The 20,910-nt window shown below is 42.9% G+C and carries 19 protein-coding genes; 6 read left to right on the top strand and 13 right to left on the bottom strand.

The window, feature by feature from the left end:
- Nucleotides 1–39: 39 nt before the first annotated feature.
- Nucleotides 40–168 carry a hypothetical protein gene (locus B9T34_RS19090; protein ID WP_416202695.1) on the top strand — a complete coding sequence of 43 codons (129 nt, stop codon included), beginning with the start codon at nucleotides 40–42 and terminating at the stop codon, nucleotides 166–168.
- A gap of 95 nt (nucleotides 169–263) precedes the next feature.
- On the opposite strand, the gene B9T34_RS01685 is transcribed toward B9T34_RS19090, so the two are convergent.
- The 4 genes from B9T34_RS01685 to B9T34_RS01670 form a co-directional block, all read right to left on the bottom strand.
- The gene (locus B9T34_RS01685; protein ID WP_171265104.1) at nucleotides 264–989 is read right to left on the bottom strand and encodes an amino acid ABC transporter ATP-binding protein; all 726 of its coding nucleotides are present in this window, start codon (nucleotides 987–989) and stop codon (nucleotides 264–266) included.
- Nucleotides 990–1,003: 14 nt separating this feature from the next.
- On the bottom strand, nucleotides 1,004–1,687 hold the full coding sequence (locus tag B9T34_RS01680) for an ABC transporter permease subunit (RefSeq protein ID WP_086211419.1): 684 nt from the start codon (nucleotides 1,685–1,687) through the stop codon (nucleotides 1,004–1,006).
- Nucleotides 1,687–2,430, bottom strand: coding sequence for an amino acid ABC transporter permease (locus B9T34_RS01675; RefSeq protein ID WP_086211418.1), 744 nt, complete (start codon nucleotides 2,428–2,430; stop codon nucleotides 1,687–1,689). The genes B9T34_RS01680 and B9T34_RS01675 overlap by 1 nt, the downstream gene beginning before the upstream one ends.
- A 70-nt stretch (nucleotides 2,431–2,500) precedes the next feature.
- Nucleotides 2,501–3,448: a transporter substrate-binding domain-containing protein gene (locus tag B9T34_RS01670; RefSeq protein WP_086211417.1), complete on the bottom strand. Its 948-nt coding sequence runs from the start codon at nucleotides 3,446–3,448 to the stop codon at nucleotides 2,501–2,503.
- 615 nt (nucleotides 3,449–4,063) lie between these two features.
- Here B9T34_RS01670 and B9T34_RS01665 point away from each other — a divergent pair.
- Together B9T34_RS01665 and B9T34_RS01660 are read left to right on the top strand one after the other, a co-directional pair.
- Entirely contained in the window at nucleotides 4,064–5,125 is a 1,062-nt protein-coding gene (locus B9T34_RS01665; RefSeq protein ID WP_086211416.1) for a molecular chaperone DnaJ, read from the top strand.
- A gap of 144 nt (nucleotides 5,126–5,269) precedes the next feature.
- Nucleotides 5,270–5,632 carry an endonuclease domain-containing protein gene (locus B9T34_RS01660; RefSeq protein WP_086211646.1) on the top strand — a complete coding sequence of 121 codons (363 nt, stop codon included), beginning with the start codon at nucleotides 5,270–5,272 and terminating at the stop codon, nucleotides 5,630–5,632.
- A 41-nt stretch (nucleotides 5,633–5,673) separates the two neighbouring features.
- Here B9T34_RS01660 and B9T34_RS01655 read toward each other — a convergent pair whose 3' ends face one another.
- From B9T34_RS01655 to B9T34_RS01645, 3 genes are all read right to left on the bottom strand, one after another.
- A complete protein-coding gene (locus B9T34_RS01655; protein WP_086211415.1) occupies nucleotides 5,674–6,669 on the bottom strand; it encodes a 5'-nucleotidase in 996 nt (331 codons plus the stop codon).
- 2 nt (nucleotides 6,670–6,671) lie between these two features.
- A complete protein-coding gene (locus B9T34_RS01650; RefSeq protein ID WP_139841240.1) occupies nucleotides 6,672–7,709 on the bottom strand; it encodes a hypothetical protein in 1,038 nt (345 codons plus the stop codon).
- Nucleotides 7,710–7,772: 63 nt separating this feature from the next.
- Nucleotides 7,773–10,667, bottom strand: a complete 2,895-nt coding sequence (locus B9T34_RS01645; protein ID WP_086211414.1) for a valine--tRNA ligase — start codon at nucleotides 10,665–10,667, stop codon at nucleotides 7,773–7,775.
- Nucleotides 10,668–10,874: 207 nt separating this feature from the next.
- Here B9T34_RS01645 and B9T34_RS01640 point away from each other — a divergent pair, with 207 nt between their 5' ends.
- The 3 genes from B9T34_RS01640 (at nucleotide 10,875) to B9T34_RS18795 (ending at nucleotide 13,202) form a co-directional block, all read left to right on the top strand.
- Nucleotides 10,875–11,534 carry a hypothetical protein gene (locus B9T34_RS01640; protein ID WP_086211413.1) on the top strand — a complete coding sequence of 220 codons (660 nt, stop codon included), beginning with the start codon at nucleotides 10,875–10,877 and terminating at the stop codon, nucleotides 11,532–11,534.
- A gap of 60 nt (nucleotides 11,535–11,594) precedes the next feature.
- Nucleotides 11,595–12,401 (top strand): SDR family oxidoreductase, encoded by an 807-nt coding sequence (locus B9T34_RS01635; RefSeq protein WP_086211412.1) that lies wholly within the window; start codon nucleotides 11,595–11,597, stop codon nucleotides 12,399–12,401.
- A 123-nt stretch (nucleotides 12,402–12,524) separates the two neighbouring features.
- Nucleotides 12,525–13,202 carry a hypothetical protein gene (locus B9T34_RS18795; protein WP_086211411.1) on the top strand — a complete coding sequence of 226 codons (678 nt, stop codon included), beginning with the start codon at nucleotides 12,525–12,527 and terminating at the stop codon, nucleotides 13,200–13,202.
- A gap of 195 nt (nucleotides 13,203–13,397) precedes the next feature.
- Here B9T34_RS18795 and B9T34_RS01625 read toward each other — a convergent pair whose 3' ends face one another.
- From B9T34_RS01625 to B9T34_RS01600, 6 genes are all read right to left on the bottom strand, one after another.
- Complete coding sequence (locus tag B9T34_RS01625; RefSeq protein WP_086211410.1) at nucleotides 13,398–13,832, bottom strand: YbjQ family protein; 435 nt, start codon at nucleotides 13,830–13,832, stop codon at nucleotides 13,398–13,400.
- Nucleotides 13,833–13,837: 5 nt separating this feature from the next.
- Entirely contained in the window at nucleotides 13,838–14,194 is a 357-nt protein-coding gene (locus B9T34_RS01620; protein ID WP_086211644.1) for a YbjQ family protein, read from the bottom strand.
- Between the two features lie 115 nt (nucleotides 14,195–14,309).
- Complete coding sequence (gene adeK / locus B9T34_RS01615) at nucleotides 14,310–15,764, bottom strand: multidrug efflux RND transporter AdeIJK outer membrane channel subunit AdeK (protein ID WP_086211409.1); 1,455 nt, start codon at nucleotides 15,762–15,764, stop codon at nucleotides 14,310–14,312.
- Entirely contained in the window at nucleotides 15,764–18,943 is a 3,180-nt protein-coding gene (locus B9T34_RS01610; RefSeq protein ID WP_086211408.1) for an efflux RND transporter permease subunit, read from the bottom strand. The genes adeK and B9T34_RS01610 overlap by 1 nt, the downstream gene beginning before the upstream one ends.
- Nucleotides 18,944–18,955: 12 nt before the next feature.
- Nucleotides 18,956–20,206, bottom strand: a complete 1,251-nt coding sequence (locus B9T34_RS01605) for an efflux RND transporter periplasmic adaptor subunit (protein ID WP_086211407.1) — start codon at nucleotides 20,204–20,206, stop codon at nucleotides 18,956–18,958.
- Between the two features lie 35 nt (nucleotides 20,207–20,241).
- A complete protein-coding gene (locus B9T34_RS01600) occupies nucleotides 20,242–20,841 on the bottom strand; it encodes a phosphatase PAP2 family protein (RefSeq protein ID WP_086211406.1) in 600 nt (199 codons plus the stop codon).
- Nucleotides 20,842–20,910: the final 69 nt, after the last annotated feature.

Raw genomic sequence — 20,910 nt, 5'->3', positions numbered from 1 at the left:
TTTAATGGGTCTTTAACCACACCGCCGTGTACAGAAGGCGTGCGCTGGATTGTGCTGAAAGATATACAGCAGGCGTCAAAGGCGCAGCTGCAAATATTCAGTCAGATGTTTCAGCATGGCAACAGTCGTCCAGTGCAGCCGCAAAACGCACGTTTGGTTTTACACTAAAGAATAATGAAAAAAGCAGGTCAAGTGATCTGCTTTTTTAAACATCGAATGGTCAGTGAAGTGGATAAACACTTTGCTGACTAAAAGATGCAGGATTAATGCAAAATTTTATTGAGGAACTGCTGTGCGCGTTCGCCACGCGGTGTGTTAAAGAATTCATCTTTGGTGCAGTCTTCAACAATTTTTCCCTGATCCATAAAAATGACACGGTTAGCCACTTGGCGTGCAAAGCCCATTTCATGCGTTACACACATCATGGTCATGCCTTCTTTGGCTAAGCCGACCATAACATCAAGCACTTCATTAATCATTTCTGGATCTAGCGCAGAGGTTGGCTCATCAAACAGCATGGCAATGGGGTCCATGCTCAGCGCGCGGGCAATCGCAACACGCTGCTGCTGACCGCCAGACAGCTGGGCTGGGAACTTGCCAGCTTGCGCGCTTAGACCCACTCGATCTAAATATGCCAAGCCTTTTTTCTTCGCTTCCTCTTCTGAGCGGCCTAAAACTTTTACCTGTGCAATGGTCAAGTTTTCAGTGATAGACAAATGCGGAAACAGCTCAAAATGCTGGAATACCATACCTACACGGCTGCGCAGTTTATTGAGGTCGGTTTTGGGGTCATTAATAGAAATGCCATCAACCAAGATTTGACCTGACTGAAAAGGCTCTAATCCGTTTACAGTTTTGATTAAAGTTGATTTTCCAGAACCTGATGGCCCGCAGACCACCACAACTTCACCTTGCTTAATTTGCGTGGTGCAATCAGTGAGTACCTGAAAATCTTTATACCATTTACTGACATTTTGGAGGTCAATCATCGTTTTTTGATCTGTCATACACTTAACCTCCGTTGTAATTTTTTAACTGCATACGTTGCGATCATACTAATAGTGAAGTACACCAAACCTGCGAAAAGAATGTATTGCGTCAAGAGAGACATTAAGTCGCCGCGGACGTAGTTGGTTCGGAAAAAGTCCAAAAGGCCAATGGCATAAACCATGGTGGAATCCTGAAACAGGATAATGGTTTGCTGCAGCAGCAAAGGCGTCATTTTGCGAAAAGCCTGTGGCAAAATAATCAAGCGCATAGACTGACTGTAGCTCATACCTAGCGCATAGGCGGCAGAGGTTTGACCTTTGGGAATAGACTGGATACCCGCACGGACAATTTCAGAGAAATAAGCCGCTTCAAACAGCATAAAGGCCACAATACTGGAAACCAGTGCAGTATCAATGGTCAGATAATTGCCTGTTATACCCGTATAAATAAAGGGCACAGCAAAGTAGAACCACATCAGCACCAGCAGCAAAGGAATAGAACGGAATAAGTTCACATAGCCTTTGGCAAAAATATTGAGGGCTTTAATGGACGACAAACGCATCAGCGCCAGCAGTGTGCCAATGAAAACACCGCCAATGGTAGCAGCAATCACCACTTTTAAGGTGATGCTCATGCCATGCCAAAGTGCAGGGCCAGACTGTTGCAAGTCTTGAATAAATGAAGTCAGCCAATCCATTATTTATCTCCTGCAATTAAGCCTGGAACACGCAGGCGCTTTTCCAGATAAGTCATAAAGCCAATCAGGCAAACATTAATGACCATGAAAATAATGGTGACGTAGGTATAAATTTCGATGGTATTTTGCGTGTATTCACTGATGGTTTTCATCTGAGAAATAATTTCCGCAACCCCCACCAAAGAAGCAATAGACGTGTTTTTGACACAGTTGGTCAGCTCGGAGCTTAAAGGCGGCAAAATGGTACGGAAGGACTGCGGTAAAATTACATAGCGGTACAGCTGCGCTGTACTGAAACCCATGGCGTAGCCTGCATTGGTTTGTCCTAAAGGCAGCGCTTCAATACCAGTACGCACCTGTTCGCAAACACGTGCCGCGGTAAATAGGCCTAAACCGACACTGGCAGAAATAAGAGCCGTGGTATTGGCGCCTAAGTCATTCATCCACCAGTTTTTAATTGGCGCTGGCAGAAAATTGGGAACGACATAGAACCAGATAAACAATTGAATCAATAAAGGCACATTTCGGAAAATGGTCACATAGGCTGTACCAATGCCGCGGGCAACTGGGCTAGGCAAGGTGCGCATAATGCCCAAAATGCTGCCGAGCACCATAGCAATGCTCCAAGCCACCAGCGCGATGACAAACAGCCAGCCTAAGCCAATTAAAATCCAGCCAAGGTAAGTGGAATCTCCCACACCTGTGGATTGGAAGAGCACACCCCAATTCCAGCTATAATTCATAGGAACTCCCTTTATTTAGCTTAAGCCAAAATCCTTTTGGCTTAAGCGTATTTTGAATGTTTAGGGATGATTATTCGTCACGGTCATGCGGATTGCTGATCAGCGCTTTCAACTGATCTGACATTGGGAAGTTGAGGTTAATGTTTTTAGGCGGGATTGGAGATTGGAACCACGTTTTATACATCGCGTTGATATCGCCAGAGCTGTAAGTCGCTTTGATCGCATCATCAACCACTTGTTTAAAGCCAGTGTCGCCTTTACGCATCATGCAGCCGTAAATTTCATGAATTGGCGCAGTACCGACAATTTCCCATTTATTCGGATCTTTGGCTTTCGATTTTTCACCCGCCAGCAAAATATCATCCATCATAAAGGCAGCTGCACGGCCATTTTGCAGCATCAGGAATGATTCTGCATGGTCTTTGGCAGAAATGACTTCGCCAATACCTAATTCTTTTTCATGCTGACGGATATAGCGCTCAGACGTTGTCCCCGCAGTGGTCACTAACTTTTTGCCTTTAAGGTCAGCAAAATCTTTTACCCCAGAGTCTTTGGCGGTAAGCAGGCGGGAACCGACTTCAAAGAAGCCTGTAGAGAAAGCCACTTGCTGCTGGCGCTCTTTATTGTTGGTGGTTGAACCGCACTCTAAATCGACAGTGCCGTTAGAGACCAGTGGAATACGGTTTTGGCTGGTCACTAGGTTATAACGGACTTTCAAGTCTGGCATGTCCAGTTTCTTTTTGACCGCTTCTACAACTTTAAGCTGCAAGTCATGCGCATAGCCGACTGGCTGATTTGGATTGTCTGCAATATATGAAAAAGGAATAGATGAGTCGCGGTAGCCTAAAACAATGGTGCCGGACTTTTTGATTTTATCTAAAGTACCTGAGTCGGAAGCTGTTGCTTCGCCGCCCGCAGGCTTATCCGCAGATGGAGCTTTATTGTCGCTGCAGGCACTTAGACCGAGCATGAGAGCACTTGCACAGAACAGGGAGGTCATGGTGCGTTTATAGATCATTGGCAAAACTCCTTTTTATTGCTTGTTCATCACTTGCTTTAATTGTCGATGGTTTAAAGCCATCTGGTTGTTGCAAAGATGATTTCTGGCATGTACAAAAAGCGTACATTAGATTTCATCTTAAGCGAGATTTGAAGAATTGCTCAAGCAAATTTTTTTACGATTTGTTAACGGTAAATGGTTATGATTTAAACAGTTTTTATGGCTTAGGAATATAAGAAAAGTACAGCACAATATGTGCCATAGTGAATCCGAAGCATGCTTAGCTTAGACAAAATGCTAAGATTGGTTGACCGATAAAAAGTCGCTATTTTTTGAAAATATATTTTTAAAATATTGATATTAAATATAAATTTATATAATTGTGATGGGCTGTATTTATGGTTGAGGGAGCATCTAACTGCTTCAGTAAACCACTGAATGTCTATGTTCTCATATGTAATCAAATGATTTAGCCAGTATTTCATCCTTCTATCGGGCATCATTGAGGCATAAATGTGCAACTGACTGATTGCATAGATGTTGCAGCTGGTGGCTTGGCTAGATCGGCCTGTCTGCGTTATTTCTTGGTGCTGCCAAAATTGCTATAGTGCTTCTTTTCTATTTTGATTGATCATGTCTTTTGATTTAAAAACCACGGTTCAGCCAAATATTGAGCTTTCTACACCTGAAAAAAAGCTCAACCGTTTAATTGATCAAATTGAACAGCTGAAAAGGGAATTGGCGGCATGGGAAAATGCAAAATCAGAAATTCAGAGCTATAGCCGCAAGCGCTTTGTCCCTGTATATGCAGAGCTGCATGAAGTGTTATTTAAGCAATTAGAACAGCTTTGGAGTAGCCTAAGCAGTTATGAGTTCAGCAAAGCGGATGCTGCGCAGCTGGACGATAAAATTTATGCATTAGCCAAAATGCTGCACTCATCAAAAATATTAAGCTCGAATCAACTGCAAAAGGTGGATGAGCTGTATGCGTATTATCAGCAAACGGCAGAACATGCGCAGAATAAGAAAAGTAAAAAGAAAAATGATTCAGCTGATGATGCTTCAAGCATAAATGACAGCATGCAAGATGGTGAAGTGGATTGGAAAAATGCTGAATGGGAGCATGAGGATTGCAGCGGGGAGCAGTATAGCCAAGCGCGTGAACAGGCCAAACTGAAACGTCAGCAAGAAAAGCGGAAACAAGCAGAAAAGCTAGTCGAGCAGTCATTAAAAACGGTGTATTTAAAAATTGCGGCCAGTATTCACCCAGACCGTGAACAAGACGAAACTAAGAAATTAGAAAAAACAGAATTATTTCAGCGTGCCAATGAAGCCTATGAACAGCAGGATTTATTTTATCTGCTGAAATTACAGCTGCAGGTTGAGTCGAGTCAAAGCAGTTCGCAAAAGGGCTTAAGTGCAGAACAGATCAAGTTTTATAAAATGGCGCTGGATGCGCAATGTCAGAAACTGCAAAACCAAATAGATGATCTGATTAATGCTCTAGTGTGGTCTGAAAGCGCCAAAATTACCGTGCAGAAGTCGAAAGGCAAACTGAATATTGAGGACTTGTATAAGAAGATAGATGTGGATACTTCGGCTTTAAAACAGCAGGTAAAAGTAGAAAAGCAGAGACTGGGGTATATGCAGAAAGAGAGTGGTTTGCAGATGATGTTGGAGCGTGGGGTTCTTTAGATTTTGCTTTTCTCCCTCTCCCTTTGGGAGAGGGTCGGGGTGAGGGGTGTTTTTAGATTCACCTCTCCCTAGCCCTCTCCTGAGAGGAGAGGGAACTTCATTACGTATCGTATAATGACAACAAATTTAAGAGGGAACATAAAAATGAAAATAGATCCCCAGTTACTAGAATTCGCCAAATCCATGCGGCAAACAGCCACCGATGCTGAAAGCCTGATGTGGCAAGTCTTACGTGCCAAGCGGTTTATGGATTTAAAATTTAGACGTCAGCATGTAATTGAACCTTATATTGTGGATTTTTACTGTCATGAAATTGGTTTAGTGGTTGAGCTAGATGGTGGTCAGCATGGAACGGATGATGCAATTGAATACGATGCTGAGCGGACAAAGTTTTTAGAGGCTCTGGATTTAAAGGTGGTGCGCTATTGGAATCATGATGTGTTGGAGCGAATGGATGTACTTTTGGAAGAGTTGTTGAATATATATCTTAAGCTAAAAGTAAATTAATAATGGAAAATTCCCTCTCCCCATGGGAGAGGGCTTAAAAATTAACTATCTTCTGCTGCAAGTTTGTTCATATCATTAGAAGTTGTAGATTGTTTAACATCAGCTTTTTTATTAGCTACCCCAAAAGGAATGTGAACAGATGCAATACTATCAGCAGTTCTCTCAAGGTGAGTAACTTGATCGTCAAAGAAGATATGAGGTTGTAGTATTTCTAAAACTTTACGTTTTTCAATTCCCCCTAAGAAAAAAGCTTCATTTACTGTTTCAATGCCCCATGAGCGTAAAGAATTAATTACACGTTTATGTGCAGGTGCATTACGTGCAGTAACGATAGAAATTCTCAAGCGACTTTTATAATCTAAATGTTGAGACTGATATTTAAGCTCTTCATTTTGTAGTGTAGATAATTCTTTTAAAAGCTTATGGAGTGGGCCCTCATTAGCGGGTTGATCTGCGAGATTCTTTTCATTTTCAATAAATGCACCAAGTCCACTCTCTTTATAGACTTGTTCTGATGAATCATCCGCAATGACTCCATCAAAGTCGAATGCAATACGTAATTCTTCATCATGAGCGACATCAAATATATGACCTTTTAATATTAAACCAGCTGGATATCCTGCAAGGATTGCTTGATTAACATCAGTTTCATTGGCTGACAGAAATAAACTAATATTTAAAGCATCAATGTATTTGTGCGGTGTGCGACCTTGCAAAAAGATAGCTCTTTTAATACCTAACCCATAATGCTCTATGGAGTTCATTACACGTAAACCTGTATTAGGGTCGTTACGCGAAAGTAGAATGACTTCAACAAAGGGCTTATCTGTTTGAAAGATACTATTTAGATTTAACAAACGCTGAATGAAAGGAAATGCAACCCCTGGTTCTAATAATTTGTTTTCATTTTCTTTTTGATATTCACGATATCCAAGCTCACCTTCAGTTCTAAATACTTTGTCAGATTCTTCTAAATTAAAAAGAGCACTTGAAGCTAAACCGATAACTAGCTTTTGTTCTAAATCATAACCACTCATATTTATTTCTCTATATTTTCTTTGCACCATTCAAAAATACAATATTTTGAATCTTCTTTTTTATATCTATTATCATCATAACCATCATAACCATCATAACCATCATAACCATCATAACCATCATAACCATCATAACCATCATAACCATCATAACCATCATAACCATCATAACCATCATAACCATCATAACCATCATAACCATCATAACCATCATAACCATCATAACCATCATAACCATCATCTCGATCAGGAGATATTTGATTGCGAATATCTATACTAGCTACAGACTTACCAGGAAAGCCTGTAAAGATACGATGCGATAAAGTATTATTGTAAATATAATCACCTATAAAGGTTGAAGATATAAATAGGAAAATCCAAGTTATCAAAAGTAATCTAGCTGTTTTGATAGGAATTTTACTGACTGATGGTTTAGTTAGAATACGATCATTTATATTTGCAAAAGGATTATAGGTAGTTAAGGTACTCCGAGATAGAAAATATTCAGTATCGTATTTTTCTTTTATAAAAAGTCGTGTGGTTAGTCTCTTAAAATATTTAGAATAAAGAGTATGTTGTATTTCTACAGTATCTTTATTAAATAGTTGATGGAAATGTGTTTTCTTAATATTTTCATAGAATTTTTTAAGTTTTTTTTCACAAATGTCTACTTCTGACTCCCAGTAATCTTGCCAAAACTTAGCCCCAGCAGCAATCTGCATTTGAAAAAATGAGATGAAAATACCTACAAAGCAAATTGCTGTGTGTATGAAAGGGACAGTATTATTTGAATAAATTATGCAAGCAATTAGCACACCCTGAAAAATCATAAAGAAGTTATTTCTTTGAACTAATTGCGTAATCTCAAAGTTACGGGTTTTGACAGCTATGTAATATAACTTTTTCAAACGTTCTTCTTGTTCTTTTTGTTTTTCTTCTTCTTGGTTCTCATAGTTTGATTGAGTTTGAATGGTAAATAAGGTTTTCCCCTTTCTAAGAAAAGTAGAGCTAAACTTAGATACGAAATTAAATTTTTTCATTTAAAAAATAAAGGGCTGAATAATCAGCCCTTTATACACAAATTAGATCAAACTAACAACACATTAAAGCGCTGCAATTTGCTCCATATTCGCTTTAATCTTCGCTAACTGGTCAGCGAACTCAGCAAGTTTCACTTTCTCACCTTCAACTACAGCCGCAGGTGCTTTAGCCACAAAACCTTCGTTAGAAAGTTTAGTTGCAATTTGGTCATGCTGTTTTTGAACCTTGTCTAAGTCTTTTTGCAAACGACCCAATTCCGCTTTAGGGTCAATTAAACCCTTCATTGGAACGAATACAGACACATGACCGACAACACTTGATGAAGACAATGGCGGTTGCTCAGCATCTGCAAGGAAAGTAATGCTTTCAACTTTTGCCAATGCTTTAAACAACGGTTCAATACGCGCGATCTGTGATTTTTCAGCATCAGTGGTGTTTTGAAGTAGAACAGGCAACAAGCGAGCATTACCTAGACCCATTTCACCACGGATGTTACGTACCGCACCAATCAAACCTTGCAGCCATTGCATATCCGCTTCAGCTTGTTCGTTAATCAATGCTTGTTCAGCAACAGGGTACTGAGCCAACATGATTGTTTCGCCAGAAATATTCAGTTTCGGCGCAAGCGTTTGCCAGATTTCTTCTGTTAAGTATGGCATCAACGGATGAGCTAAACGTAAAGACGCTTCCATCACAGCAAGTAGAACACGACGTACTTCAGCTTTACGCTCAACCGATACATTTTCGTCATTCAGAACAGGCTTAGTCAGCTCGACATACCAGTCACAGTATTCATTCCAAATGAACTCGTAAATCGCTTGTGCAGCCAAGTCTAAACGGTAAGTCGCGAATGCTGTTTGCACTGCTTGTTCCGCTTTTTGCAGACGGCTTACGATCCACTGTTCAGGTAATTCCCAAAGGTCTTGACGTACTTCTTGACCAATCACTTGCTCTTCGCAGTTCATCATCACGAAACGCGTTGCGTTCCAGATTTTGTTGGCAAAGTTACGGTAGCCTTCAACACGTTTCATGTCGAATTTAATGTCACGGCCTGTATTGGCAAGCGCACAGAATGTGAAACGAACCGCATCTGTACCGTAAGACTGAATGCCTTCAGGGAATTCTTTACGTGTTGATTTTTCAATCTTCGCCGCTTGTTTCGGGTTCATCAAACCAGTTGTACGTTTTTGTACTAAAGTTTCAAGATCAACACCGTCAATCAAGTCTAATGGGTCAAGCACGTTGCCCTTAGATTTAGACATTTTCTGACCTTCACCATCACGTACCAAACCGTGTACATACACAGTTTTAAACGGAACTTGTGGTGTGCCGTCTTCATTTTTCATGAAGTGCATGGTCATCATGATCATGCGGGCAACCCAGAAGAAGATGATGTCGAAACCAGTTACAAGCACATCAGTCGGGTGGAAAGTATTTAAGAAATAGTTTTCTTTATCTTTCGCCGCGTCGCCAGTCCAGCCTAAAGTTGAGAATGTCCAAAGGCCAGAAGAGAACCATGTATCCAATACATCTTCGTCTTGTTTCAATTCAACTTCAGGTGCAATACTGTTTTTCGCACGAACTTCAGCTTCATCGCGGCCGACAAATACGTTACCTTCAGCATCGTACCAAGCTGGAATACGATGACCCCACCACAATTGACGCGAGATACACCAGTCTTGAATGTTGTTCATCCAAGCCATGTACATATTGCTGTATTGCTCAGGTACAAATTTGATGTCGCCATCTTTCACCGCTTTAATTGCAGGCTCAGCAAGCGGTGCAATTTTTACATACCATTGGTCTGTCAATAATGGTTCAACAATTACACCTGAACGGTCACCGCGTGGTGGTTTCAACGTGTATGGTTGAATTTGGTCTAACCAGCCTTCGCTTTCAGCTTGTTCTACTAACTTTTTACGTGCTTCAAAACGCTCTAAGCCAATGTAGTCCGCAGGAGCAGGAATGGTTTTAGAAATTTGTTCGCCCGCTTTCGCGATGTATTCAAACTCAGCCAACACTTCAGCATTTTTGTTGAAGATATTGATGATTGGTAATTCGCAACGTTTACCCACTTCATAGTCATTGAAGTCGTGCGCAGGGGTGATTTTCACACAGCCTGTACCAAATTCTTTGTCTACATATTCATCTTTAACGATTGGAACAGCACGACCTGTAATTGGCAGAATGATGTTTTTGCCAACTAAAGCTGCATAACGTTCATCATCCAGTGCAACTGCAACCGCTGTATCGCCAAGTAATGTTTCAGGACGCGTGGTTGCAACCACGATGTGATCTTTACCATCGTGCGTGCGTAGTGATTTGTCTTCAAAGAAGTATTTGAAGTGCCACAATGAGCCTGCTTCTTCTTTATCAGACTCAACTTCTAAGTCAGAAAGCGCAGTTTGGAGTTTTGGATCCCAGTTAACTAAGCGTTTACCACGGTAGATCAAGCCATCTTCGTGTAGTTTTACAAACACTTCTTTCACTGCATTGGATAAACCATCATCCATGGTGAAGCGTTCACGTGACCAATCTACCGAAGAACCTAAACGACGAATTTGACGGGTAATTGTTCCGCCAGATTGTTCTTTCCATTCCCAGATTTTGTCGATGAATTTTTCACGGCCTAAGTCATGGCGGCTAATGCCTTCAGCGCCAAGCTGGCGTTCAACAACCATTTGCGTTGCAATACCTGCATGGTCCGTACCCGGCTGCCATAAGGTGTTTTTACCTGACATGCGGTTGTAGCGCGTCAAGGCATCCATGATGGCATTGTTAAAACCATGACCCATGTGCAAGCTGCCTGTGACGTTAGGCGGCGGAATCATAATACAGAATGATTCACCTTTTTGAGATGGTTTGAAATAACCACGCTCTTCCCAAGTCTTGTACCATTTTTTTTCGATCTCGGTTGGATCGTAGGTCGTAGCAATATTTTGCGCTGAATCAGTCATAGTCTAAACAGATCAAAAGTAGATAAAAAATTGCATCCATTGTAGCAAAAAAAATAAGGTTTTAGACAGCTTGCTTTTATGCAAAAACGTATGAGCTGACGTTAAATGTGGAGTGAATTGCTAGGATATTCAGTTTAATTTTATGCTAATGTCATGTTTGAAAGCTAAAATTCGCAGCCGCCATAATTAAAAAAGAGGAGCCGCCGAATGAGTTATAATATTTCTTTAAAAATACAGCCTGAAACCCATCAGCGGTTTATTGACCTGCATCATCGTTTAAATTCGGGGGATGCATCCAGTTTGGCCAAGCCGCTGGGAGAAAATCTGGCAGATATCGCCTGCGAAATTATTGACCAAGTTTTTGGCAGTATCGCAAAAGTGTCTAAATCTGGCGATCATGAATCTGAAAAAGTCATTCAGCAAATTGTAGATACGACGCGCAAGTATATGCCGTGGTCGGTCTCTTTTTTCGGCAATGATCGTCTGGTGCCGATGGTCAATTATTTGCGGGATTTAACCATCGAAAAAGAGGGTCAATTTTATGTGATTTATCCCATCGATTATTCATTGGCCAATGAACTGCTCAGCCATGTCGAAAAAATGAAAGACGGCAACAATGCTTATGTATCGCCCGCATTAAAAGCCTTTACTGAGGTGGTGGATCAAGGGGTCACGCATTTAATCCGCCAGCCTAAAAAAATGCTGAAGTTTAATGTTGTGGTGGATAAAACATTAACCGGGGTGATTAACGTGACCACGCAGCTGGGCTATAAGCGTTTTGATAAATTGGGCAAAATTTATGACGCCAATTCAATGAGCGGCTATTTTGATCATTTTATGGTGTTTTTAAATAACGAAGCTCAGTAAAATAAAGCATAAACTATTTTATAAATGACTATAGATCAGTATTTTGAAAAGGAATGGATCATGGCGAAGCTGGATAATTTAGACGGGAAAGTTGTGTGGATTACAGGCGCATCTTCTGGTTTAGGTAAAGCCTTGGCGCAGGAATGCGCTCTGCAGGGCGCACATGTGGTGCTGACAGCACGCCGTTTTGAAGAGCTGGAAAATGTCCGCGTCGGCCTGTTAAATCCAGATCAGCATCTATCTATTGCTGCAGACATTACCGATGAAAGCCAAGTACGCCATGCCTTTGATAAAGTATTGGAATGCAAAGGCCGTATTGATTGGCTCATCAATAACGCAGGCTTAAGCCAGCGCGCGCTGATTACTGAAACGACCATGCAGACTGAACGCGCCATTATGGAGCTGGATTATTTTTCTCAAGTCTTTTTAACCAAAACGGCGCTGCCGGCATTCCTGCAGCAAAAGTCTGGCCGCATCGTTTTTGTGTCTAGTGTAGCTGGCCTGTTGGGTACGCAGTACCGCGCGTCCTATTCGGCAGCCAAAGCGGCTATTCATATGTGGGCCAACAGTCTGCGTGCGGAAGTAGCTGATGAAGGCGTGGATGTTTCGGTTATTTTCCCCGGCTTTGTGAAAACCAACGTTTCAATTAATGCCTTAAATGGTGAAGGCAAGGCGCAAGGCTTTGATAATGAAGTCACTGCTAATGGCCTAGAAGCGGATGAGTTTGCGCAAATTGCTGTAAAAGCCCTGCTGAAAGGGGATGAGTATATTGTGGTAGGCGGTCGAAAAGAAGTATTAGGAACTTGGGTTTCACGTCTATCACCAAGTACGCTGTATAAAATGATCCGTAAAGCGAAAGTGAAGTAATAGGTTTAAAATTTTTAGTATGAACTTTTAAGGTTTAAGTAGGGTATGAAACAACTATCACATCAGTTTTATAGATTCGTCAGCTGTTTCGTACTTTGCTTATGCTCAATAGCGGTTCCAAAGTTGTCCGCAGCTCAACCGATTGATCGATTAGTTGAAGAGGCGCGGGCGTATGCAGAGCCTTCTGAAGAACAGAAACAAGGTTGGCGTCCGCGGGAACATTTTTTTGATACGCAGAAATGGCTGAAATCGACATTTTATAACACTCAAAATTCGAACATTAATACACGGCTGCCATCAGCTCAATTGGATACACGTCAAATCCCATATCATTTTGAGATTTTAAATCATCAGCAATATTTAAAAACCCCAGAGGCAGATACTAAAAAATGTCCAGTCCAATGTATTTTATTAAATGGGCATATCTTTTCAGAGCAGTTGTCAATTTTAAATAGCAGCAGGCTTAAAGAAGTAGGGCGTTTTGTGTATGACAATACCCACGTCCATATTATCGATATGCGCAATCATAAGTCACAGTATTATGGTGGAATAGGCTTTTTAAGTATTCAGAATAATCAGATCAATTTTTATTATTTTGATGGGTTTAGAAAGGCAGTGGGAAATACGATGTATCGGATTAAAGACAACGGTTTAGACATTAAAATGGATGATGGTGCATATAAATCCATTATTCGTTTTGATCAGCAGGAATTTCATCTTACAGAATTGACCAATTATCCTTTAGTAGTGGAAAAATGCGTTGAAAAAGCGGGTCAACGGGTATGTGAAATGGCGCGTTAGTTTAGAAATGTTGATCACTTGTTTTTAAATTAAACGTAGTTACTTTTATATGCTTGAGGGTGCATGTCTTATCTTTTCTGCTAAATAGAAAAAGACCAATTCAAATTCTGATCAGTGTGTAAGATAACGTTCTATGATGAAATTTGATGGCTGATTTGATCAAATTTCATCACCGTTTAAATTGGATGATTAATATTAAGGTCGAATTGCCGTACCATATGCAAAAACCTCAACCATGCCGCCTTGCATACCCAGCTCTGTAGTGCTTAAACGCAAGCCCATAATCTGCGTTGCGCCCATTTTTTCAGCTTCCTGCTTTAAACGCACAACGGCTTCACGTCGTGCCCGGTCCACAATGCTTTCATAGCTGGTCAAACGCCCGCCAAAAAAGTTTTGAATATTGGCAATCACATATTTAAAGTAATCGTGCGAGATCACCACATTGCTGCTGACCAGTTGTCCAAAATGCTCACTGGTTTTAAAGCGGTTATTGTCTATACGGATATGGGCTAAACGCTTTTCCTGTACTTCAAGTTCGTTTAAATGCTTACGTTCGGCATGGCGGCCAAAAGCCCAGCCCACAGCAAACAAAATGACAAAGATCAGAATCTTAAAAAGAAATGCATCCATGTTATTTAGCCTTGTGCAGGGAATGGATCTGCCAGTTTTGGCATATTAGCTTCTACACGGACAGCTGTGCCATATACAAAAAGTTCAGATGCGCCCTGTGCAATATTTGACGTTGAAAAACGGATGCCAACCACTGCATTTGCACCTAGGCCGTGCGCTTTCTCAATCATACGGCTCATGGCTTCCTGACGGGACTCTTCCAGCAGTTCGGTATAGCCTTTCAGTTCACCGCCTACAATATTTTTCAGGCCTGCCATAAAGTCGCGGCCTACATGTTTGCTGCGTACTGTACTGCCATAAACGACATCCAGCTGCTGAGTAATGGTATGGCCGGGTACTGTTTCTAAATTGCTTAAAATCATAAAGTGCAGGTTGTATTTAATTTGAATACTTTTGAAGATAGGCAATGCGGTTTTAAAAAGCAATAAAAAAGCCCACCGAAGTGAGCTTTCTTAATAGAATTTTTAAGCGATTAACTTATTTTGCAGCATCTGCTTTACGTTCAGCGCTAGACAGCTGCACTGGAGCTGCATCACCCGAATTGGCTTTAATACCGCCGCCAAGTGATTTATACAGTTCAACTTGGTTGTTTAAATTTGCTTGTTCAAGCAATAACAAACCTTGTTCTGCAGCATAAGAAGTACGCTGAGCGTCCAATACGGTTAAGTAGCTGTCAATACCAGCGCGGAAGCGGGCATTAGACAGTTTATAAGTCGTGTTGGTCGCATCTACCAAACGTTTTTGAGCCGACAGGCGGTCACCAATGTTTTGGCGCACAGCTAAAGCATCGTTGACTTCACGGAAAGCAGACTGAATCGATTTTTCATAATCAGATAGCGCAATTTGCTGATCTGTTTCAGAAATTTTGATGTTTGCTTGTCGAGTGCCCCAGTCAAAGATAGGAATATCGATGCTAGGACCGAAGCCCCATACAAAACTGCCAGATTTAAACAAGTCGCTTAAATCTGTAGATGCATAACCCGCATTGCCTGTCAGGCTGATGGTTGGGAACATGCGCGCTTTTGCTGCGCCAATGTTTGCACCCGCTGCAGACAGTTTGTATTCAGCTGCGCGTACATCTGGACGGTTGTTCAGCAAGTCGCTTGGCAAGCCTGAGCCGATTGCGCCGTTAGAGGTAATTTTAGTTACGCGCTGAGTTGGCAATAAGTTTTCAGGCAGCTGCTGACCCACAAGTAGATTCAGCAAGTTCTTTGCTTGAGCGACTTGCGTTTTGTAGTTAGCAACATCATTGCGCGCAGTTTCTACCGAAATTTGCGCCTGACGCACAGGTACTTCACTGTCAATACCAACATCAAAACGCTTTTTGTTCAGATTGTAAGATTCAAGCTGCGCTTTTAATGTTTGGTCAGCCAATTTCAAATTTGCATTTGAAAAAGAATAGCTGAGCCATGCTTGAGCAACTTGACCAATCAGCGCAATTTGAGTTGCATCACGCGCGCTTGCAGTTGCAAGGTAGCTGTCCAGAGCATTGTCTTTCAAGCTGCGGACACGGCCCCATAAATCAAGTTCATAAGCTGTTACACCGAGGCCAACGTTATAAGACGTCATCGGCTTTTGTGAGCTTAATGTGTCTTGACGCAGAACGCTTCCGCTTGCGCCAATGGTCGGCAGCTGGTTATTTTCCGTAATTTGGTATTGCTGCTGCGCGCGCTGGATATTCAGCGCTGCAGTGCGTAAATCACGGTTGTTTGCCAGAGCTAAATCCAAAACTTGAACCAAACGCTGGTCTGAGAAAAAGTCCTTATAGCCTTGCTCTGCAGCAGAAGTGCCAGACGCGCTTGCTGTATAGCCTTGCGGAATGTTTGCTTGTGCCGCTGGTTCTGGACCACGCATGCTTTGGCAGGCAGCCAAAGCAAGCGCAAGTGAAGAAACCGCAATGCTACGACCTGTAATAGACCATATATTTTGCATCACGATGTGTGCTCCTGAGTATTTTGTTGTTTTGGTTTGTACTTAAAGATACTGCGTACCCATACATAGAATACAGGAATAAAGAAGATACCTAAAAGTGTAGAGCTGATAACACCGCCAAGAACGCCGTAACCAACAGAGTGCTGACTGCCTGCACCTGCGCCAGAGGCTAGGGCAAGAGGAAGTACACCGAAACCGAAGGCAAGGGTCGTCATGATGATTGGGCGTAAACGCATTTTTGCAGCATGCATTGTCGCTTCAAACAGCTCTTCGCCTTTTTCTTGCAGCTCTTTCGCAAATTCCACAATCAAAATCGCATTCTTCGCAGATAGACCAATCACGGCAATGATCGCTACGTGGAAGTAAATGTTATTTGATAAGTTTGGATCTTTAAATAGAACCATTCCGCCAAAGGTGAGCAAGATCGCGCCGACAATACCCAGCGGCACAACCAAGAGTACAGAGACTGGAATTGACCAACTTTCATACAATGCAGCAAGGCATAAGAATACGATGAGCAGTGACAGCGCCATCAGGTAGACGATTTGCGAGCCCGCTTCACGTTCTTCAAGCGATAAGCCAGTCCATTCGTAATCGAAACCGTTTAAGCCCATAGACGGAAGTTTTGCAACAATTTCTTCCATTGCAATCATTGCGTCGCCAGAGCTGATACCAGGTGCCGGCGTACCTTGGATGTTCATCGAAGAAATACCGTTATAGCGCTCGAGACGCGGTGAACCGTAGCTCCATTCGCCAGTTGCAAAGGTAGAGAATGGGATCATTTCACCTTTGTTGTTGCGGACGTACCACTTGTTCAGGTCTTCAGGCATCATGCGGGTATCCGATTCGCCTTGGATGTAAACTTTCTTCACACGGCCGCGGTCAACGAAGTCATTGATATACGAACCGCCCCAAGCCATGCTCATGGTTGAGTTGATTTCAGAAATGCTGACACCCGCTGCACCAGCTTGCGCTTGGTCGACAATAATTTTGTACTGCGGCGTATCTTCTTGACCGTTTGGACGGACACCAGCCAGACGCTTGTCTTGGGCAGCCATGCCTAAAATCATGTTGCGCGCTTCAAGCAGTTTGTCGTGGCCGCTGCCTGCAGAGTCTTTCAGCTGCAAGTTAAAGCCAGCGCTTACACCTAGTTCTGGCATTGCAGGCAGCTGTAAAGGCATGATGTAAGATGCATCTTTTACAATCATGTTTAAGGCCATGCCGCGCTGAATTATTGCGCCAACTTGAGATTCAGGTGTTGTACGCTCTTCCCAGTCTTTCAATTTAATGAAGGCAAGACCCGCATTTTGACCGACACCAGAGAATGAGAAACCGGCAACACTGAACACAGAGTCAACGTATTTTTCTTCATTCTTTAAGAAGAACTGAGACATCTTGTCGATGGTTTCGCCAGTACGTTCTAAAGAGGCATTCGGCGGCAGCTGCACTAAAGTCATGACAACGCCTTGGTCTTCGTCCGGCAAGAACGATGACGGCAATTTCATGAATAAAGTTACCAAGATTGCGATAACGGCAACATAGACTAGGCTTGCAAAAAACTTAGCATGTGTCAGCCAGTTCACGCCATTTTTGTACTTATCAGACAGTTTGTCGAAGCTTGTGTTAAACCAGCGGAAGAAACGAGCCACAGGATTGTTGCTCGGCTTTTTGTTTGGATCATGCTGTTTCAGCATCGTCGCACAAAGTGCTGGAGTAAAAGTCAACGCAACAATCAAGGACAAGATCATGGCGGTTACAAGCGTGATAGAGAACTGACGGTAAATTACACCGGTAGTGCCGCTCATGAATGCCATCGGTACGAATACTGCTGTTAATACAGAAGTAATACCGATTAAAGCGCCAGAAATCTGCTTCATCGACTTTTCAGTCGCTGTTACAGGATCAAGGTGCTCTTCTGCCATGACACGCTCAACGTTTTCCACCACAACAATGGCATCATCCACCAGAAGGCCGATGGCTAGAACCATAGCGAACATGGTTAAGGTGTTGATTGAGAAACCGAAAACGTTAATGACCGCAAATGTGCCTAACACAACAACCGGTACAGCCATGGTTGGAATCAGCGTTGCGCGCCAGTTTTGCAGGAAGAGGAACATCACTAGGAATACAAGGATGACCGCTTCGACCAGCGTATGCACCACACTTTCAATCGAAAGTTTAATAAATGGTGTGGTATCGAAAGCCAATTGGTCTTTCATGCCAGCAGGGTAGTTCGGACGAAGCTCTTTCAAGCGCGCTTCAACAGCTGATGCTGTATCTAGCGCATTGGCTCCAGTTGCAAGTTTAATTGCAACACCGCCGGCAGCTTTGCCGTTGAACTTAGAGTCAAACTGGTAGCTGTCAGCGCCTAATTCTACGCGCGCGACATCACTCAAACGCACTTGTGCGCCTGATGCTGTGTTACGCAGGAAAATGTTCGAGAACTCTTCTGGCGTTTGCAATAAGCTTTGAGCATTGACCGTCGCGTTCAGCAGCTGTCCTTTCACAGAAGGCGCACCGCCTAATTGGCCAACAGCAACTTGGGCATTCTGCGTGCGGATTGCTGCAGCCACGTCGCTTGGCGTTACTTGCAGGTTAGCCATTTTTGCAGGGTCTAACCAGATGCGCATTGCATAAGAGCCGCCGAAGACTTGTACTTCGCCTACACCCGGAACACGGCTAAGCGGTTCAGAGATATTCGAGTTGACGTAGTCTTTGATGTCATCTGCAGAAAGTGAATCACTGTCTGAATAGAATGCGAGAACTTGCAGGAAGCTTGCGCCAGATTTAGTGACTTTTACACCTTGGCGCTGAACGTCTTCAGGTAAAAGCGCTGTAGCAGACTGCAATTTATTCTGTACTTGAACTTGCGCGATATTCGGATCAATACCTTGTTCAAAGTTGAGGGTAATTGAAGCCTGACCGTTACCGGCACTGTTTGATGAAATGTAGCGTAAGCCATCCAGACCATTCATTTGCTGTTCAATGATCTGAGTAACCGTATTTTCAACTGTTTCTGCAGATGCACCAGGGTAAGTCGCTGAAATAGAAACTGTAGGCGGTGCAATCGTTGGGTACTGCGCGATAGGCATTTTTGTCAGCGTAAGAATACCTGCTAACATAATGACCAGCGCAATTACCCATGCAAAAATGGGGCGATGAATAAAAAATTGAGCCATGAACGAATCTCCTTATGCAGATGCAGCAGGTTTTTGTTCAGCTTGCTCTTTTTTCTCATCCGCTTTTGCCGCAGGCTGTTGTGGCGCAGCTTGCGGAGCGGCAGCCTGAGGTTGATACGGCTTAGCGACAACTTGCTGTTCAGGCTTCACTTTGGCAACGCCATCAACAATCACTTTATCACCAGTCTTTAAACCTTCAGTAATAATCCAATTATTGCCTTGTGAGCCGACAGTAGTCACTGGACGTGTTTCAACGGCGCCTTTGGCATTCACCAGCATTGCCATTGCCTGGCCTGTCGGTGTACGCGTGATTGCAGATTGCGGCACAAGGTAAGCATTTGGAATCACGCCCTGTACAATTTTCGCATTGGCAAACATGCCAGGAAGCAGCAGGTGGTTCGGGTTAGGGAACACTGCACGAACGGTTACGGTGCCTGTTTCCGGATTCACGCTGGCATCAGAAAATGCCAAGCGGCCTTCTTGAGCATATTCGCTTCCGTCTTCAAGCTTCAGCTTCACTTTGGTGTTGTTGCTGCTGTCCAAAGAGCCTTTGCTCAGCTGCTGGCGTAAACGAAGCAATTCTGCGCTAGATTGATTGATATCGACATAGATAGGGTCTAAGCGCTGAATAGTCACTAACGGTTCTGCTTGGTTCGCAGTGACTAAAGCGCCAGCTGTTACTGTAGAGCGGTTCGTTTGACCAGAGATTGGCGCGCGTACTGTAGAGTAACCTAAGTTGATTTGCGCATTTTTCAACGTCGCCTGATTGGCATTCAGCGTAGCTTCAGCCAATTTCACCTGTGCAGCGATATCATCATATTCTTGCTTAGAAATGGCGTTTGTACCCACCAGTTGGCGGTAACGGCCTTCTTTCACGCGAAGAACATGCAGATTCGCTTCTGCACTGGCAATTGCAGCGCGGGCATTGTCAACATTGGCACGGTTGGTACTTGAGTCGATTTCGTAAAGCGCTTGGCCTTCACGCACATAGCTGCCTTCAGCAAATAAACGCTTCAGAACGACGCCGCTCGCTTGAGGGCGCACATCAGAAATTTCATAAGCTGTTGTACGGCCTGAAAGTTCGACAGACTGTTCTACGCTTTGCGGCTGAGCCACAATGACACCCACTTCAGTAGGCGGCATTTGCTGCGCAGCGCCAGCTTGCTGAGCATCTTTTGGATCTTTACTGCAACCGACAAGTGCAATACTTGTTGCTAATGCGCAAGCAGTCAGGGCAGGTGCCCAAAGCTTTGCAGACATCATTCTTTCACCTCAATGAGATTCTTCTCTAAAATTATTTATTTAGGCTGCCTATATTTTTCTATAGTCCAATACAGCAGCGTGATCCAAATAAAACTTATGCTCCAGCCAGAAAGGACATCGGAAGGAAAATGCGCGCCGGCATACACTCTTGAAATACCCATCAGCAAGATCCATAGACTTGCAAATAGGCATATGAGCTTATGCTTTGAATGCTTTAGGGAAGCGTATATCGCCAAACAGCCTAAAGCAGCTGCATAAAGGCTATGCCCACTTGGAAATGAATCTCCATAGGTTTGCACCAAGAAATACATTTCAGGTGGACGCGGTCTTGAGACGACGTACTTCAGCATCCAAGCGATGCAAATACTTCCGATTATTCCAATACTGATAAAAACAGTATTTGAACAATTTTTATACCATGCTTGGTGTAAACACCAAAGCCCAGTTAAAAATAATACAAATGGCATGCCGCCAGCTGCGGAAAATCCTTTGGCTAAATCGTTAAAAAACGGTGTTCTATGCTCATACATCCATTGCACAGCGCCGATATCAAAAAGATGCAGTGCTGGTAGCTTAAGCATTAAAATACTGATTAATAACCCAAAAAAACCGAGGGAAAGCAACAATCTGGGCATGCTGAAATCCTTGTTATTTTAAACGGAGCCTGTCCGGATAAATTACTGAGTAAAGTGTACTCATCAGTA

Source organism: Acinetobacter sp. ANC 3813 (assembly GCF_002135435.1).
Lineage (GTDB): Bacteria > Pseudomonadota > Gammaproteobacteria > Pseudomonadales > Moraxellaceae > Acinetobacter.
This window is presented reverse-complemented; position numbering and strand designations above follow the sequence as displayed.